The 14,871-nt window shown below is 63.1% G+C and carries 17 protein-coding genes; 6 read left to right on the forward strand and 11 right to left on the reverse strand.

From position 1 onward, the window contains the following. Window positions 1-2: 2 nt before the first annotated feature. A complete protein-coding gene (gene katG, locus NLX68_RS03420) occupies window positions 3-2,219 on the reverse strand; it encodes a catalase/peroxidase HPI (protein WP_254282682.1) in 2,217 nt (738 codons plus the stop codon). Between the two features lie 198 nt (window positions 2,220-2,417). Here katG and NLX68_RS03425 point away from each other — a divergent pair, with 198 nt between their 5' ends. Beyond that, complete coding sequence (locus NLX68_RS03425; RefSeq protein ID WP_367949522.1) at window positions 2,418-3,065, forward strand: hypothetical protein; 648 nt, start codon at window positions 2,418-2,420, stop codon at window positions 3,063-3,065. A 5-nt stretch (window positions 3,066-3,070) separates the two neighbouring features. Here NLX68_RS03425 and gabP read toward each other — a convergent pair whose 3' ends face one another. The 3 genes from gabP to NLX68_RS03440 all read right to left on the reverse strand — a co-directional run bounded on the left by gabP (window position 3,071) and on the right by NLX68_RS03440 (window position 5,642). Next, window positions 3,071-4,471, reverse strand: a complete 1,401-nt coding sequence (gene gabP / locus NLX68_RS03430; protein WP_254282684.1) for a GABA permease — start codon at window positions 4,469-4,471, stop codon at window positions 3,071-3,073. 133 nt (window positions 4,472-4,604) lie between these two features. Further along, a complete protein-coding gene (locus NLX68_RS03435; protein WP_254282685.1) occupies window positions 4,605-5,108 on the reverse strand; it encodes a GNAT family N-acetyltransferase in 504 nt (167 codons plus the stop codon). A 120-nt stretch (window positions 5,109-5,228) separates the two neighbouring features. Further along, on the reverse strand, window positions 5,229-5,642 hold the full coding sequence (locus NLX68_RS03440; protein ID WP_254282686.1) for a RidA family protein: 414 nt from the start codon (window positions 5,640-5,642) through the stop codon (window positions 5,229-5,231). A gap of 217 nt (window positions 5,643-5,859) precedes the next feature. Between NLX68_RS03440 and NLX68_RS03445 the strand changes: the two genes are divergently transcribed. Together NLX68_RS03445 and NLX68_RS03450 are read left to right on the forward strand one after the other, a co-directional pair. After that, on the forward strand, window positions 5,860-6,291 hold the full coding sequence (locus NLX68_RS03445; protein ID WP_254282687.1) for an SUKH-3 domain-containing protein: 432 nt from the start codon (window positions 5,860-5,862) through the stop codon (window positions 6,289-6,291). A 90-nt stretch (window positions 6,292-6,381) separates the two neighbouring features. Further along, window positions 6,382-6,711, forward strand: coding sequence for a hypothetical protein (locus NLX68_RS03450; protein WP_254282688.1), 330 nt, complete (start codon window positions 6,382-6,384; stop codon window positions 6,709-6,711). Here the strand turns inward: NLX68_RS03450 and NLX68_RS03455 are convergent. Then, entirely contained in the window at window positions 6,686-7,156 is a 471-nt protein-coding gene (locus NLX68_RS03455) for an NUDIX hydrolase (protein WP_254282689.1), read from the reverse strand. The genes NLX68_RS03450 and NLX68_RS03455 overlap by 26 nt on opposite strands. 57 nt (window positions 7,157-7,213) lie before the next feature. Between NLX68_RS03455 and NLX68_RS03460 the strand changes: the two genes are divergently transcribed. Both NLX68_RS03460 and NLX68_RS03465 read left to right on the forward strand, forming a co-directional pair. Next, a complete protein-coding gene (locus NLX68_RS03460; protein ID WP_254282690.1) occupies window positions 7,214-7,639 on the forward strand; it encodes a GFA family protein in 426 nt (141 codons plus the stop codon). Window positions 7,640-7,668: 29 nt separating this feature from the next. Continuing rightward, window positions 7,669-8,061 (forward strand): lysozyme inhibitor LprI family protein, encoded by a 393-nt coding sequence (locus NLX68_RS03465; RefSeq protein WP_254282691.1) that lies wholly within the window; start codon window positions 7,669-7,671, stop codon window positions 8,059-8,061. 4 nt (window positions 8,062-8,065) lie between these two features. Here NLX68_RS03465 and gstA read toward each other — a convergent pair whose 3' ends face one another. Together gstA and NLX68_RS03475 are read right to left on the reverse strand one after the other, a co-directional pair. Further along, complete coding sequence (gene gstA / locus NLX68_RS03470) at window positions 8,066-8,677, reverse strand: glutathione transferase GstA (RefSeq protein WP_254282692.1); 612 nt, start codon at window positions 8,675-8,677, stop codon at window positions 8,066-8,068. A gap of 97 nt (window positions 8,678-8,774) precedes the next feature. Beyond that, a complete protein-coding gene (locus NLX68_RS03475; RefSeq protein WP_254282693.1) occupies window positions 8,775-9,686 on the reverse strand; it encodes a LysR family transcriptional regulator in 912 nt (303 codons plus the stop codon). A 144-nt stretch (window positions 9,687-9,830) separates the two neighbouring features. On the opposite strand from NLX68_RS03475, the gene NLX68_RS03480 reads away from it, so the two are divergent. After that, the gene (locus tag NLX68_RS03480) at window positions 9,831-10,163 is read left to right on the forward strand and encodes a YegP family protein (protein WP_115087087.1); all 333 of its coding nucleotides are present in this window, start codon (window positions 9,831-9,833) and stop codon (window positions 10,161-10,163) included. 35 nt (window positions 10,164-10,198) lie between these two features. Here NLX68_RS03480 and NLX68_RS03485 read toward each other — a convergent pair whose 3' ends face one another. From NLX68_RS03485 to NLX68_RS03500, 4 genes are all read right to left on the reverse strand, one after another. Further along, window positions 10,199-11,335 (reverse strand): AAA family ATPase, encoded by a 1,137-nt coding sequence (locus tag NLX68_RS03485; RefSeq protein ID WP_254282694.1) that lies wholly within the window; start codon window positions 11,333-11,335, stop codon window positions 10,199-10,201. A gap of 1 nt (window position 11,336) precedes the next feature. Next, window positions 11,337-12,206, reverse strand: coding sequence for an RNA ligase family protein (locus tag NLX68_RS03490; RefSeq protein ID WP_254282695.1), 870 nt, complete (start codon window positions 12,204-12,206; stop codon window positions 11,337-11,339). A gap of 292 nt (window positions 12,207-12,498) precedes the next feature. After that, window positions 12,499-13,845 (reverse strand): MFS transporter, encoded by a 1,347-nt coding sequence (locus NLX68_RS03495; RefSeq protein WP_254282696.1) that lies wholly within the window; start codon window positions 13,843-13,845, stop codon window positions 12,499-12,501. A 71-nt stretch (window positions 13,846-13,916) separates the two neighbouring features. Then, window positions 13,917-14,849 (reverse strand): 3-keto-5-aminohexanoate cleavage protein, encoded by a 933-nt coding sequence (locus NLX68_RS03500; RefSeq protein WP_254282697.1) that lies wholly within the window; start codon window positions 14,847-14,849, stop codon window positions 13,917-13,919. Between the last annotated feature and the right edge of the window lie 22 nt (window positions 14,850-14,871).

Consider the following 14,871-nt stretch of genomic DNA (forward strand, 5'->3'; position numbering starts at 1 on the left):
GCTCACTTGAGGTCAAACCGATCCAGGTTCATCACTTTCGTCCACGCAGCAACGAAATCCTTGACGAACTGTTCCTTGGCGTCGGCACTGGCATAGAACTCCGACAGCGCCCGCAGCTGCGAGTTGGAACCAAACACCAGGTCAACCCGGGTGCCGGTCCACTTCAACGCGCCGGTCTTGCGATCACGCCCTTCGAACGCGTCGTTGGCCGCCGACACCGGCTTCCATTCCACATCCATGTCCAGCAGGTTGGCGAAGAAGTCGTTGCTCAGCGTGCCCGGCCGCTGGGTGAAGACGCCGTGCTTGCTCTGCCCGACATTGGCCCCCAACACCCGCAGGCCGCCCACCAGCACGGTCATTTCCGGGGCACTCAGGGTCAGCAGTTGCGCCTTGTCAATCAACAGGGCCTCGGCCGGTACCCGGTAGCTGCTCTTGAGGTAGTTACGGAAACCATCGGCAACCGGCTCAAGGAAGCCGAACGATTCGACATCGGTCTGCTCCTGGGAAGCATCCATGCGGCCCGGGGCAAACGGCACGGTAATAGTGACCCCGGCGTTTTTCGCCGCGTGTTCAACCGCCGCGCTACCCGCCAGTACGATCAGGTCGGCCAGGGAGATTTTCTTGCCACCGCTCTGGGCGCTGTTGAAGTCATTCTGGATGCCTTCAAGGGTGCTCAGGACCTTGACCAGTTGCTCCGGTTGGTTGGCCTGCCAGGATTTCTGCGGTGCCAGGCGCAGGCGCCCACCGTTGCCCCCCCCGCGCTTGTCGGAGCCGCGGAAGGTCGACGCCGACGCCCAGGCGGTAGCCACCAGTTCGGCCACCGACAACCCCGAAGCCAGCAGTTTGGCTTTAAGGGCGCTGACATCGCTGTCGTCGACCAGGGCATGGTCAACGCTGGGGATCGGGTCTTGCCACAGCAACTCCTCGTTGGGCATTTCCGGGCCCAGGTAACGCGACAGCGGGCCCATGTCGCGGTGGATCAGCTTGTACCAGGCACGGGCGAAGGCATCGCTCAACTGCTCGGGGTTTGCCAGGAAGCGCCGGGCGATTTTCTCGTAGATCGGGTCGAAGCGCAGCGACAGGTCGGTAGTCAGCATGGTCGGGTTGCGCCGCTTGGACGGGTCGTGGGCATCGGGAATGATCCCGGCCCCCGCGCCGTTCTTCGGCGTCCACTGGTTGGCCCCGGCCGGGCTCTTGGTCAGTTCCCAGTCGAAGCCGAAGAGGTTCTCCAGGTAGTTGTTGCTCCAGCGGGTCGGCGTGGTGGTCCAGGTCACTTCCAGGCCGCTGGTGATGGTGTCGGCGCCCTTGCCGGAGCCAAAGCTGTTGCGCCAGCCCAGGCCCTGTTCTTCAAGGCCGGCGGCTTCCGGTTCCGGGCCGACGTTGTCGGCGGGGCCGGCGCCATGGGTTTTGCCGAAGGCATGACCGCCGGCAATCAGGGCCACGGTTTCTTCATCGTTCATGGCCATGCGCGCGAAGGTTTCGCGGATATCCGTGGCGGCGGCGACCGGGTCGGGGTTGCCTTCCGGACCTTCCGGGTTGACGTAGATCAGCCCCATTTGCACGGCGGCCAGGGGGGTCTCCAGGTTGCGGCCTGCTTCACCGGGTTCCTGCATCGCCTGCGGGCCTTTGCCGTAGCGGATATCGCCCCCCAGCCATGTGCTTTCCGAGCCCCAGTACACGTCTTCATCCGGCTCCCAGACATCCGGGCGGCCGCCGGAAAAACCGAAGGTCTTGAAGCCCATGGATTCCAGCGCCACGTTGCCGGCGAGCACGATCAGGTCGGCCCAGGAAATAGTGCGGCCATACTTCTGCTTGATCGGCCACAGCAGCCGCCGGGCCTTGTCCAGGCTGACGTTGTCGGGCCAGCTGTTGAGCGGGGCGAAACGTTGTTGACCGGAGCCCGCGCCGCCACGGCCGTCACCGGTGCGGTAGGTACCGGCGCTGTGCCAGGCCATGCGGATGAACAGCGGCCCGTAATGGCCAAAATCCGCTGGCCACCAGTCCTGGGAATCGGTCATCAGCGCATGCAGGTCTTGTTTGAGGGCTTGAAAGTCCAGGCTGTTGAAGGCCTCGGCATAGTTGAAGGCATCGCCTTGGGGATCGGACTGCGGCGAGTGCTGGTGGAGGATCTTCAGGTTCAGTTGGTTCGGCCACCAATCGCGGTTCGTCGGACCACCGCCAGCAGCATGACTGAACGGGCATTTCGATTCAGTAGACATGGGTGAGCTACCTTTGTATCCAGCGTTTTAGTTATCTCCACATCAGGTCCGGCCGGCACATGCCAGCACATCTTCAAGGCTAGTCCCGCCCCCGGTAGTCAGCAAATAGACGCAGTATTACCCGTCGATAGCCATAATCTCTTATACCAACCCCAGGGACGGAGCAGATCGTAGGTGTAGCCGCCTCCCCCTGAGGTCATGATCATGAACAGCCGTGCGCATCGCACCGCCTTCCACGAAGCAGGCCATGCCCTGGCCTTCTGGTGGAACGGCCTGGCGATCAAGCGGGTGACGGTGCGCACCCGCGCCGAAGCGCTGATCGGACCGATGGTTGATTTGCGTGGCAACCTGCAAGCGGTCAAGGGCCTGGTCGAGGCCGACTACCTGGTGCCATTGCCTGCCTTCGAGCCCCCGGGGATCGCCGAGTATCTGCCGTCGATGATCGAGCTGATCGAACGCGATCTGCTCAACTGCTTTGCCGGGCCGGTGGCCGAAGCGGTCTATCGGCATTGCGCCGTTGATCGCTTCCTCACCACCAGCGGTGCCGGCGACCTGCGCCGGGCCCATGAACTGATTGCCCTGCTGCCCGCGCGCAAGTTGCTGGATGCCGAGCCGGTGGCGCTGGTGCGTTGTCACTGCCTGGTGCGGCGTTACTGGCCGGCGTTGCGCGCGCTGGCCGAGCAGCTGCGCGAGCGCGGAGCGCTGGATGGCGACACGCTGATCGCGCTGCTTTGCCAGTTGACCGGCGAGACGCCACAACGGCTCAGCAATCCGCTGACACCCCTGGATCTGCCATCACGCCGCGGTAGGAGCGGCGGTGCGACGCCTCGACTCGCCCCGCAATAAGCGCTTCAGCCCACCGACGGCACCTTTACCGGCTGGCCATGCTGACGGGTGGTGATGATGCCGATAAAGGAAATCACCAGCGCAAGGCCGATGGTGGTGGTCACCTCGGCACGGTGCTCAGGGGTCACCAGCATGACCCCGAGCGCTGCGCTGATGAACGCGATGACCAGGTAGGTCAGCCAGGGGAACAGCCACATGCGAAACGTCAGCTCGACCTTCTGCTTGAGCAGCATCCGGCGCATGCGCAACTGCGACACGGCAATCACCAGGTACACCAGCAGGGCAATGGCACCGGAGCTGGCCAGCAGGAACTGGAACAAGCCGGCCGGGGCAAAGTGACTGACCACGGTGATCACTGCGCCCAGCACGGTGCTGGCGATGACCGCAGCGCGTGGTACGCCAACGGCCGAGGTCAGCTTGACCTGCCGGGGCGCTTCACCGCGCTTGCCCAGGGAAAACAGCATGCGCGAGGCAATGTAGATCGAGGAGTTCATGCAACTGGCCACTGCCACCAGCACCACCACATCCATCATCAGCTTGGCGTGGGGGATGTTCATCAGCTCCAGGGCGCGCTGGTAAGAGCCCACCGACGCCAGTTGCGGGTCGTTCCAGGGCACGATGGAAATGATCACGGCAATCGACAGCAGATAGAACACACCGATGCGCCAGATCACCGAGCGGGTGGCCTTGGCGATGTTCCTCGCCGGGCTCTGGGATTCGGCAGCGGCAATGGTCACCGCCTCCGTGCCGATAAAGCTGAACATCACCGTGATGAACGCACCGACCACCGCCGACACGCCGTTGGGCGCAAACCCGCCCTGGGTTTCGAGCAAACGGCTCAGGCCGCTGACCTCGCGCTCCGGCACCCAGCCCATCAGCACGGCTGCACCGAGGGAGATGAAGGCGATGATCGCCACGACCTTGAACAGCGCGAACCAGAACTCGAACTCACCGTACTTGGCCACGCTGAACAGGTTGGTCGCGGCCAGGACGATGATCGACAACAGGGCAAACAGCCAGGTATCGACCATGGGCAGCCAGTTGTTCAGCACATGCCCGGCGGCCAGGGCCTCGATGGGGATCACCAGCACCCAGAACCACCAGTACATCCAGCCGATGGTAAAGCCGGCCCAGGGCCCGATGGCCTGGTCGGCATAGGTCGAGAACGAGCCGGTATCGGGGTTGGCCACGGCCATCTCGCCGAGCATGCGCATCACCAGGATGACCAGCAGGCCGGACAGCACATAGGCCAGGATCGCCGCGGGCCCGGCGGCGGCAATCGCATGCCCGGAGCCGACGAACAAGCCGGCGCCAATGATGCCGGCGATGGAAAGCATGGTGACATGGCGCGGCTTGAAACCCTGCGCCAACTGACCGCTCGAATCCTTGGAGCCCAGGCTGATCATTATATTTATTCTCTTGTGATCGGAACGCATGGCATTGACTGCTGGCGTCACCTTACCTGTGCTGCTTGACGGCGGATTTGCCTGAGCGCGCCGTTCGCTGTGTCTGATCTCGCCATGAAACGTTCGTGCCAGCTCAGTGCAACGCCCGCGTCACCAGGAAATTAACCAACTCCGGCTCGTCGTCCAGTTCGATCGAACGAACCGGGCGCGGCAGGTTGTCGAGCACTGTGCGCCAGAAGGCGTGGGCGGTTTCGTCCTGCTCGTAGTAACGCACCAGCCACTGGTTCTGCCCGCTCGCCAGCACCTGGCTGGCCAGGGCGCTGGCGATGCCTTTGCGCCGGTAGCGCTTGAGGATGAACAGGTCGGCCAGTTCCAGGGCATCGAGGCCGGGCAGCTCGCTGCGTTCGATCAGCAAAAAGCCTGCGATGTAGCCGTCGACCAGGATCAGGTTGGCGCTCCACTGCGGCTCTTGCCAGTAGCGTTGCAAGTGCTCGTCGTGGACGTAGAAACGGCCGTCGACCTCGACGTCTTCCTGCTCCCAGTCCGAAGACTCGTAGGCGTAGAACTGGTAAAGGTTGCGGATCAGCTCAGCCTGCTCGGGGCCGGTTTGCAACAGTTCGACAGTGAGGTCGCTCATGACAGGACCTCATACAGCGGAAGAATCGACGGCATTGGTATCTCGATAATTGAACGAACAGCGCGTTTTGCGGGCGCTATTGTTTACAAAAGCCGGGGCCAATGCCATCGCTAAAACGCGTTACCTGGCCGGCAGCGCGGCGACCGCGTCGATTTCGATCTGCATGCCATCCAGAGCCAGGCGCGGCACCGGGATCAGCGTGCAGGTCGGGGTCATGTTGGCGCCCCAGGCGCGCTGGGCTTCGGCGCCCCACAGGTGCAGCTTGCTTTCGTCGTGGTCGACGATCAGCAGGGTCAGCTTGAACACATCGGCCAGGGTTGCGCCTTTTGACGCCAGGGCGATCTGCAGGTTGGCCAGGGCCTGGCGCGCCTGTTCGGCAAAATCGCTGGACAGCCGGCCCTCGAGGTCTTCCCCGCCCTGCCCCGCGATGTACAGCAGCCGGGCATTGGCGGCGACCTCGGCGACATGGGAGTAGGCATTGGCACTGGGGTCGTAGAGGCCTTCGGGGTTGGACAGGTGGAAAGCTGCGGTCATGGTGCTGCTCCGAATGGTTGGAGCGGCGAGTATCAAACCTCGACCTAAGTAGAGGTCAAGCCTGATGTTACCAGCGCTGCGCGCTGGATCGCTGGCAAGCCAGCGATGTGGGCTGCAGCGGGTAAAGTCTCATTGCTCATGGCTCGCCCTCCTCAAGGTTCAATGATGACTGCCGTGTTAATGTAGCCCTTCGCACGGATTCGACCAGAGAGCAGACATGCCCATAGACCTACCTGAAACCATCCGCCCGCTGTTCATTGCCGCCGGCTGGCCTGCCCAAGTGACTGCCCCAGAGGCGGACATCGGGCCCAACGGCCACCCCGCCAACGACTTGCTCAGGGCGTTCAATGGCCTGTGCGTCGGCCACTGCGGCGCCGGTGAAGAATGCGCCGCCGGCGACATCGAGTTCAGGGCCAAGCCCGGCCTGCACGACGAAAAAGTCATCGTGGCGATGCAACGCAAGCTGAACACAACCCTGGTGTGCATCGGCGATGTGCACCACGGCCATGGCGCGCTGTTTGTCGACAGCCGGGGCGCCTGCTACCTCATGAGCCAGGTGCACGACGCCTTCTGGCTGCAGGGAAACACCTTCGCCGTTGCCGCAGAAGGCCTGTTGCTGGGCCGCAAGTCACAAACACAACTGCTGTGAAATTCAGGCGCAAATAAGGCAAATTGCTGGCCCCCTGCTACCCGCTTCGTAGGCAAACTCGCTTTCTTTTCAGCGAGTTAGGTAGGTGCTATGCGGGCTTATGGATTGACCCTGGCAGCGTTTTTTCTCGTCGCACTCCCGCTCGGCGCCCAGGCCAAGGCCTTGGGCAACAATGACCGCTACATGTGCAGTTGGGGTTCGGACATCGCCGCCGGCGCCCAGCAATCGAAGCTTTCCGGGGTGACCCTGTACGCTGCGCGCAAGCGCCTGCAGGTGCGCAAATTCACCAAGCCGTGGATGCGCATGACCGCCATGGGCATCACCGAGCAGACCTACAACAGCCAGTCACGCCTCAAGCCTGCGGCCATCAAGCAGACTTACTACGAGCAATGCGTCAGCCATGCGCTGGCGCGGCGCTGAACACGCCGGCTGCTTCGAGGGTTTCAATCAGCCGCTCCGGCCACACCGTGTCGGTGGTTTGCCGCAGTTCCTCGGCCGACCACCAGCGATGATCGGCCATTACCTCGACCTCCGAAGGCGTCCATCCCTGGCGGCACAGTTGCTGGTCCTGCGCCTGGATCAGGTAGTACTGCTCGACCGAAGTGACCCACTCGCCGCTGGGCAACTGCATGGCGAAACGACGCTCGTTCAAGGGTACGCCCACGGCGTCGACCTGGATGCCGGTTTCTTCGCGTAGCTCACGAATCGCGGCTTGCTCGAAAGTTTCGCCCTCCTCCACCCCGCCCCCCGGTGTTGCCCAGTAATCGTCGCCGGCCAGCGCGCCGTTGCGATGGACGAAGCGAAACAGCAACACGCTTCGGGAGGGGCTGATGACCAAAAGCCGGGCTGATTTTCGTTCACGCATCGTGGTGTTCCTGTCCTTGGTTTATGATCGCGGGCGAGATTCTACCGGGCTCCAAGGATGAACAACGACAAAGCTGCGCTGACGACCATTGATTATCACGGCAGCTGCCTGTGCGGCGCCATCAACTATCACATCAACACCCAGATCAAGGCCGTCACCCATTGCCATTGCAGCCAGTGCCGCAAGGCTCATGGCGCGGCCTTTGCCACTTACGGCAGCGTACCTGTTGCGGCCTTGAGCTGTAGCGACCCGCAGGGTGCATTGCGGGTGTTCAAGTCATCGCCAACGGTCAATCGCAGCTTTTGCTCAGCCTGCGGAACGCGTTTGTTCTGGGCCAATGCCAGTGGCGATTATCCGGACTGGGTCAGCGTTGCGCTGGGTACCCTGGACACACCTTTCGAACCTGCCCGGCAAAAGCATGTGCATGTGCAATCCAAAGCCTGCTGGGTGGTGATTGGCGATTCGTGGCCGCAACACCAGTAACCGGGAAAACTTCAAGTCAAGGACGCACCATGTATCGTTTGTTTTACTCCAGCATCGGCCTGTTGATGGCGCTGGCGACGACGGCTCAGGCGAGCAGCCTCTGCCCTGGCGCCAACACCGAAGTGCAGATGCTTGAATGCATGCAGCAGTCGTTGAAAAAATCCGATCGGCAATTGAATGAGCTCTATCAGGCCTTGGTCGCACGCTTCAAGGCGGAGGGTTCGGCACCCGGACAACCCACCCAGGACCTGGCACTGAAAAAAGCCCAGCGCGCCTGGATTGCCTTTCGTGATGCCAGTTGCGAATTCGAGACCTACGAGTCCGTTGGCGGCAGTGGCTTTGCCACGATCCATACCCACTGCTTGCTGAAACAGACACAAGCCAGAATCCAGTACCTGAAGCAAGTAACCGACATGCCCTGAAGGTTCAGACCGGCAGGCTGGCAGCCTCGCTTTGCAGGGCTGCCTGCACCGCCGGCCTGGCCGCTACACGCTCGACATAGCCAGCCAGCGCTGGCCATTGCGCGATATCGATAGCGAACACCGGCAACCAGCCCAGCACAGTGAACAGGTAGGCATCGGCAATGCTGAAGTTGCCCCGCAGGTAGTCATTGCAGCCCAGCATCTCGCTCAAGTAGTCCAGGCGCTTGAACAGCTTGTCGCGAAAGATCACCTTGGCCGCCTCCGGCAGCTCGGCGTTGAACAACGGCGCGCTGCCGGCATGGATTTCCGAACTGATGAAGTTGAGCAGCTCCTGCAGTCGCGAGCGTTCCCAGCTGCCATTGGCCGGCGCCAACCTGATCTCGGGCTTGAGGTCGGCCAGGTACTGGAGAATGGCCGGGCCCTCGGTCAAGACCTCGCCGTTGCCCAACACCAGCGCGGCTACGTAACCCTTGGGGTTGATGGTGTGAAAGTCGCGGCCGTCGGCGCTGCGTTTGCTCTGGTTGTTGACCCGCACCAGCTCGAACGGCAGGCCGAGTTCGCGCAGGATGATATGCGGCGCCAGCGAGCAGGCATTGGGGGCGAAGTAGAGTTTCATCGGGCGTCTCCTGACAGTGTCGAGCGACACAGGATCAGCCCGCGCATGCCCAAGGTAAACTTAGGGTCTTACAAACTGATCATTAGCAGCACTTATGTCAGGCTGCGCTTTCCCCTACCGGAACTTCAACGCCAAGCATGGCCTTGTGCACATGCCTGAGCAGCGCCTGGGCGGCAGGCGACGGCGGCTGTGCTGACGAACCGACCAGCCCGAAACGTCGGTAGATTGGCGGATCCAGGTCATACACCCGTAGCCAGCGCGGGTCTTCGGGCAGCGTCGAGGCCGGCACGATCGACACGCCCAGGCCCTCGCCCACCAGCGCCAACGCCGTGTTCCAGCCGCGCACCGTCAGGCGCACATTGCTCAGGTTCAGCCCCGCCTGTTGCACCAGGCTCTGGCCATGCAAGTGACAGCCGCCCGTGGCGACAATGAACGGCTCATCGACCAGCTCGGCAAGCCCGAGCGGGCTCAGGCTCCCGCGCCGGGCCAAGGGGTGGTCAAGGGGAATGGCGGCCACCCAGCGGTCATGCCCGAGCATCACCGGCGAACGTTCTGCCTGCGGGTTCATCACCACGCCCAGGTCGATATCACCCGAAGCCAGCCAGCTTTCGACCTCCTCGTCGGTGCCCTCCAGGCAGATCACCTCGATGCCCGGGTGCAGGCGCTTGAAAGTCTGCAACAGCGGCGGCAGCACCGAGGCGAACACGGACGGGAACGTCGCCAGGCGGATGCGCCCCAGGTGGCAACCACGGCTGGCATCGACCAGGTTCTGGATCGACTCAAGCTCGGCAATCATCCGCCGCGCGCGGACCAGCACCTGCTCGCCCAGCGCGGTAACGCTGGTGCGCTTGCGCTCGCGCACGAACACCTTGACCCCCAGTGCCTCTTCCATCTGGCTGATCGCCTGGCTGGCGCCGGACTGGGTAATGCCGAAGGCCTCGGCGGCACGGGAGACATTGCCGGCATCGGCCACGGCCACCAGCAACTTCCAGTGCATCAGGTTCATCATGATCGTGGTCTTCCTGGCAGCCAACACGGCGCCGTCGATCTTAGCGCCGTTGGACAAGCGCACAAAGCCCACCATACTGAGTCGTCACTGCGGACAAGTACGCCCGCAGCCTACCCAAGCTTATCTGCGAAATAAGGAGTTCCCATGGCAGGTTGGTTCGAGTTGAACACCAGCAGTGACGGTCAGTACCGCTTTGTCCTCAAGGCGGGTAATGGCGAAATCATTCTTACCAGCGAGTTGTACAAGGCCAAAGGCTCAGCCGAAAGCGGCATCGCCTCGGTCCAGGCCAACAGTGGCGTGGACGAGCGCTACGAGAAAAAAGAGGCCAGCAACGGCAAGTTCCACTTCAACCTCAAGGCCGCCAATCACCAGGTCATCGGCACTAGCCAGATGTACGCATCGACGCAGTCGCGCGATGCCGGCATCGCCTCGGTGAAGAGCAACGGCAGCAGCAAGACCATCAAGGACAACACCTGAGTCCGAACCGTCAGCGGGCAGTGATGCCCGCTGCCTCACACTTGATACTCGACCCGATCCGCCTCCACCGGCGTCGGCACTTCCCAGCGAAAATACATGCGTTCGATGTCCTTGTTGCGCAGCGTGGTGTCCCGGCGGGCATTGCGGCGCATCAGCTCGCGCTCGCTTTGTTCCAGGTACACCAGTTGCACGTCGGCGTCATAGCTGTAGAGCAGGTCGAGGGTCTTCTTGCGCATCTGCTGCGACAGGTGCGTGCTGTTCCACACGAAAGGTTCACGGCGGCGCAGCAAGGCCTTGGCCTTGTCGATGGCGTACTGCGCCACCGGCCCCTTGTCGCCGTGGCTCAGGCCCAGTTCCTGGCGGGCATCGTCGAACGACACCACGGCCAGGTCAGCCGCATGCTGGCTGACCCAGGTGTCCTTGCCGCTGGCCGGCAGCCCCGCCAGCACGATCACCTGCGAACCCTGCACCTCACGGTACAGGCTGTACTGCGGCAGCACCGAGGCCCCGCGAAAGTAACTGCGCCGGGTGTAGTCGTCGGCAAAGGCCTTGGGTTGATCCAGGCAGCCCTCCTCCTCGGCCAGCAGGCGGAACACTTCGATGTCGTCGAGTACCCCCTGCTTGCCGGCAAAGCCGCGGCCCTGCATGTCGGCGCTGGCCACTGCGCAGAGCATCCACAGCGGCAACTCCCACGACAGGCGATGGAGGATCTGCTCGGCCGAACGCCCGCTTTTGTCCCCTGCCAGGGCAAAGAACGGCAACTGGTGCACGCTGATGATCCGGCAGATGGTTTCGCGCAGCTCAAACGGCACACCGGCCTGCCACAGCAGGATTCGCGCATCCACCGCTCCCCGGCGTGAGTGCCCGGGCTGGCCGACCTTGCCGGTGATTTCATCGATCACCGTGCACGACGGCTTGGCGATGTCGTGCAGGACTGCGGCGTAGAACAGCACGAACTGCTGCTCGGGGGTGGCGCGTTGGTATACCGGGTCGGCGAGCAAGGCATCGACCACCATCATGGTGTGGGTCCAGACGTCGCCTTCCTGGTGGAAGACCGGGTCCTGGGGGGTTGCCGCCAAGGCGCGCAGCGACGGAATCGCCTCGAGCAGCGCCGGGTAGTCGACCGCGCGGCCGGGGCTGGGCATCAGCCCTTGCAATGTGTTCATGTCCATATCATTCAACTCCTTGTTCGGCCGCCGCAAGGCTGGCCCAGGTGACCTGGGGCTCGGGTGCATACAGGTCGACACCGGCTGCCAGCAGATTGGGGATGTACGGCTGGCGCAGGTGGTGTTCATCGGCTTCGAGGATGGCCTGGACGAAGTCGTGGCGCACCCATTTGATCCGCCCGGTGGTGTGCTCGGCGGTTTCGATTTTCAGGTACAGGCCCTCCATCAAATCGGAGCGGTCGCCCTGGTTCCAGGCCTTGGCAAAGTCCAGTTGCTGGCGGGCGATGACCTCGGCGAAGGCGGCCTTCCAGCGCCGCGACTTGGCTTGGGAATGGCCGACCAGGGCGAGCAGATCCTTCAGCCGTGGCGGCGCAATGCCTTCGAACAGCACCGGCACCGACAACACCGGACCACCCGCGAGCAACTGCTGGCGCCGCGCCGTGGAGAGGAACACCTGCTCCTCGCGGTCCCAGATATCGAACTCGAAGAACAGGTGCGGCAACTGGTCGTAGAACACGCTGTGGCGCTTGCTCATCACCTCGCCGAACAGCACGTAACGGTCTTCCAGGTGCTCGAGCAGCCAATCTTCATGACAGGCCGCCCATTGCTTGAACTGGCTGAACTGGCGCTCGCGGCTACCGCCGGCCAGGTAATGGCCACGGGACTGCAACAGCAGCTCGCCGGCGGCGGAAAAACTGATCGCGGCATTGGCGCCGTCGAGTTTTTCCTCGACCACCAGGTACTGGCCGTTCAAGCGGCTATAGGACAACTGGTCATGATCGCTATCGCCGGCTTGCAGGCGAGAACTTTGCAGGTGCGGGGTGCGCGGGTATTTGTACAGGTCGAGCTGTGCGAGCTCGCGGATATCGAGTGTCATGGGTCTTCTCCAAAAGGGGGAAAACCGACGACAGCGGGCAGGTGAAAGTGCGTGCGCAGGCAGGCACCAACAGGCTTAAACGTCCGTCGTCGGCATCAGGCGTGTTGGTTGGCGTGGGGCACTGGCTTCACCTAAATAATGAGGGGTGGGTCTGAGGGTGCGGATTGGAAACGAGATGGGGGTGGGCTGTCAAGCACTATGCAGTCTGGGATGGCCTCATCGCGGGTCAAGCCCGCTCCCACAGGTCCGGTGCATGCAGATCCACTGTGGGAGCGGGCTGGACCCGCGATGCTCAGGCCGACTGGCGCTGCGCGTTTTTCAGCGCACCGCCCTTCGCGCTTTTACGCTCATGCCCCTGGCGCAAACGCAGCGCCGCCAACGCCGCCACCACCAGCACCACGGCGATGAACTTCAGGCCGTTCACGGCATTGCCGGAGCTCTGCTCGATCATGCCCATCAGCGACGGCCCGAAGAACCCGCCCAGCAGCCCGCAGGAGTTGACGAAGCCCAAGCCGCCCGCCAGCGCCGCGCCTTTTAGGCGCGAGGCCGGGTACAGGAAGATGATCGACTGCACGACAAAGAACATCACTGCCGAGAGGCAAAAGCCCAGCAGGCTGATCACCGGCCCCGCCTGGGAGGCGATGGCCAGGCCCAGGGCCATGGTCAGCAAACCGCTGACCAGAATCCGCCGCGCCCGCTGCGCGCTGCTGGCAAAACGCGGCAAGACGATCGCCCCTGCCGCCGCCGCAAGCCAGGGCAAGGAGGTGAGAAAGCCGATCTGCACCACGCTCAGGTCACCGTACTTGCCGATGATGCCCGGCAGGAAAAAGATCACCGTGTAGATGGTGATCTGGTGGCAGAAGTAGACAAAGATCGCCAACAGGATCTGTGGCGTCAGGCATTGCTTGAATGAATGCCCACTGTGGCCCGCGCCCTCCTCGGCCTCGCTGGCCAACTGGCGCTCGATCTGCTCGGCTTCTGCCGGGCTCAGCCATGGCGCCTTGCTCGGCCGGTCGGGCAGTTTCTTCCATACCACGTAGGCGAAGAACACCGCCGGCAGGCCTTCGAGCATGAACATCCACTGCCAGCCGTGCCAGCCCATCAGGCCGTCCAACTGCATCAGCGCGGCGCCCAGCGGCCCGCCGATGATGTTGGCAAAACACACGCCGAGCAGGAAGTAACCGGTGGCGCGGGCGCGTTGCTCGCGGCCGAACCAGTAGGTCAGGTAGAGCATCACCCCGGGGAACAGGCCGGCCTCGGCGATCCCCAGCAACAGGCGCAGCACGTAGAACGAGGTCTCGCCCTGGACGAAGGCCATGGCTGCGGAGATCAGGCCCCAGGTCACCATGATCCGGGCAATCCAGAAGCGCGCGCCGACCTTGTGCATGATCAGATTGCTGGGCACCTCCGACAGCGCATAGGTGAGGAAAAACAACCCGGCGCCCAACCCGTAGGCAGCCGCGGAAATCCCCAGGTCGACATCCAGTTGATGCTTGGCCAGGGCGATGTTGGTGCGGTCGAGAAAGCTCAGCACGTAGGCGGCAATCAGCAGTGGCATGAGTTTGACGAACAGCAACCGGTTGAGGGTTGCAGGATCACGGGGCACAGTCAGTTCTTCGGGCGATAGGGTAATGGTCATGGCACCAATCTCTAGTGTGACGGCAGCGGTGGGAAGGCCCCGGCCAACGCCGGCCGGGGCAGGCAGGCAAGCTAGAAGTCGACTGCGTAGCGGCCCTTGAGGCTGAGCATTTCCCGCGCCTCATCGGGGCTGGCGACCCGCCCGCCGAGGGCTTCGATCACCGTGCGGATGCGCTTGACCTGGTCGGCGTTGGACGCCGCCAGTTTGCCCGGGCCATCCCATAGCGAGTCCTCAAGGCCCACGCGCACGTTGCTGCCCATGGCCAGGCCCATGGTGCCCAGCGGGATCTGGTTGCGCCCGGCGCCGAGGACCGACCACTCGTAGTTGTCGCCAAACAGGCGGTCAGCGGTGCGGCGCATGTGCGCCAGGTCCTCGGGGTGGCCGCCGATGCCGCCACGCAAACCGAACACCGACTGGATGAACAGCGGCGCCTTGAGCAAGCCGCGCTGGAGGAAATGCGCGGCGGTGTAGAGGTGGCCGATGTCGTAGCACTCGATCTCGAAGCGCGTGCGGTTCTCGGCGCAAGCATTGAGGATGTAGGTGATGTCGCGGAAGGTGTTGCGGAAGATGCGGTCGTCGCTCTCTTCCAGGTACGGCCGCTCCCAGTCGTGCTTGAACTCGGTGAAGCGCTCGAGCATTTCGTACAGGCCGAAGTTCATCGAGCCCATGTTCAGCGAAGCCAGCTCCGGCTTGAGCTGGGCCACCGGTTGCAGGCGCTCTTCAACGCCCATGGTCGGCGCACCGCCGGTGGTGATGTTGATCACCACATCGCTTTGCGCCTTGATCTGCGGCAGGAACTGGCGAAACAGCTCGACGTCCTGACTGGGTTTGCCGTCGAACGGGTCACGGGCGTGCAGGTGGACGATCGAGGCGCCTGCCTCGGCGGCGCCAATGGCCGCGTCGGCAATTTCCTGCGGGGTGACCGGCAGGTGTGGCGACATCGACGGCGTGTGGATGGCACCGGTGACGGCGCAGGTGATGACGACCGGGCGTTTCTTGGACATGCGTATTCTCCGTTTTTATTCT

This window comes from Pseudomonas sp. SBB6 (assembly GCF_024213215.1).
In the GTDB taxonomy this organism is placed as follows: domain Bacteria; phylum Pseudomonadota; class Gammaproteobacteria; order Pseudomonadales; family Pseudomonadaceae; genus Aquipseudomonas; species Aquipseudomonas donghuensis.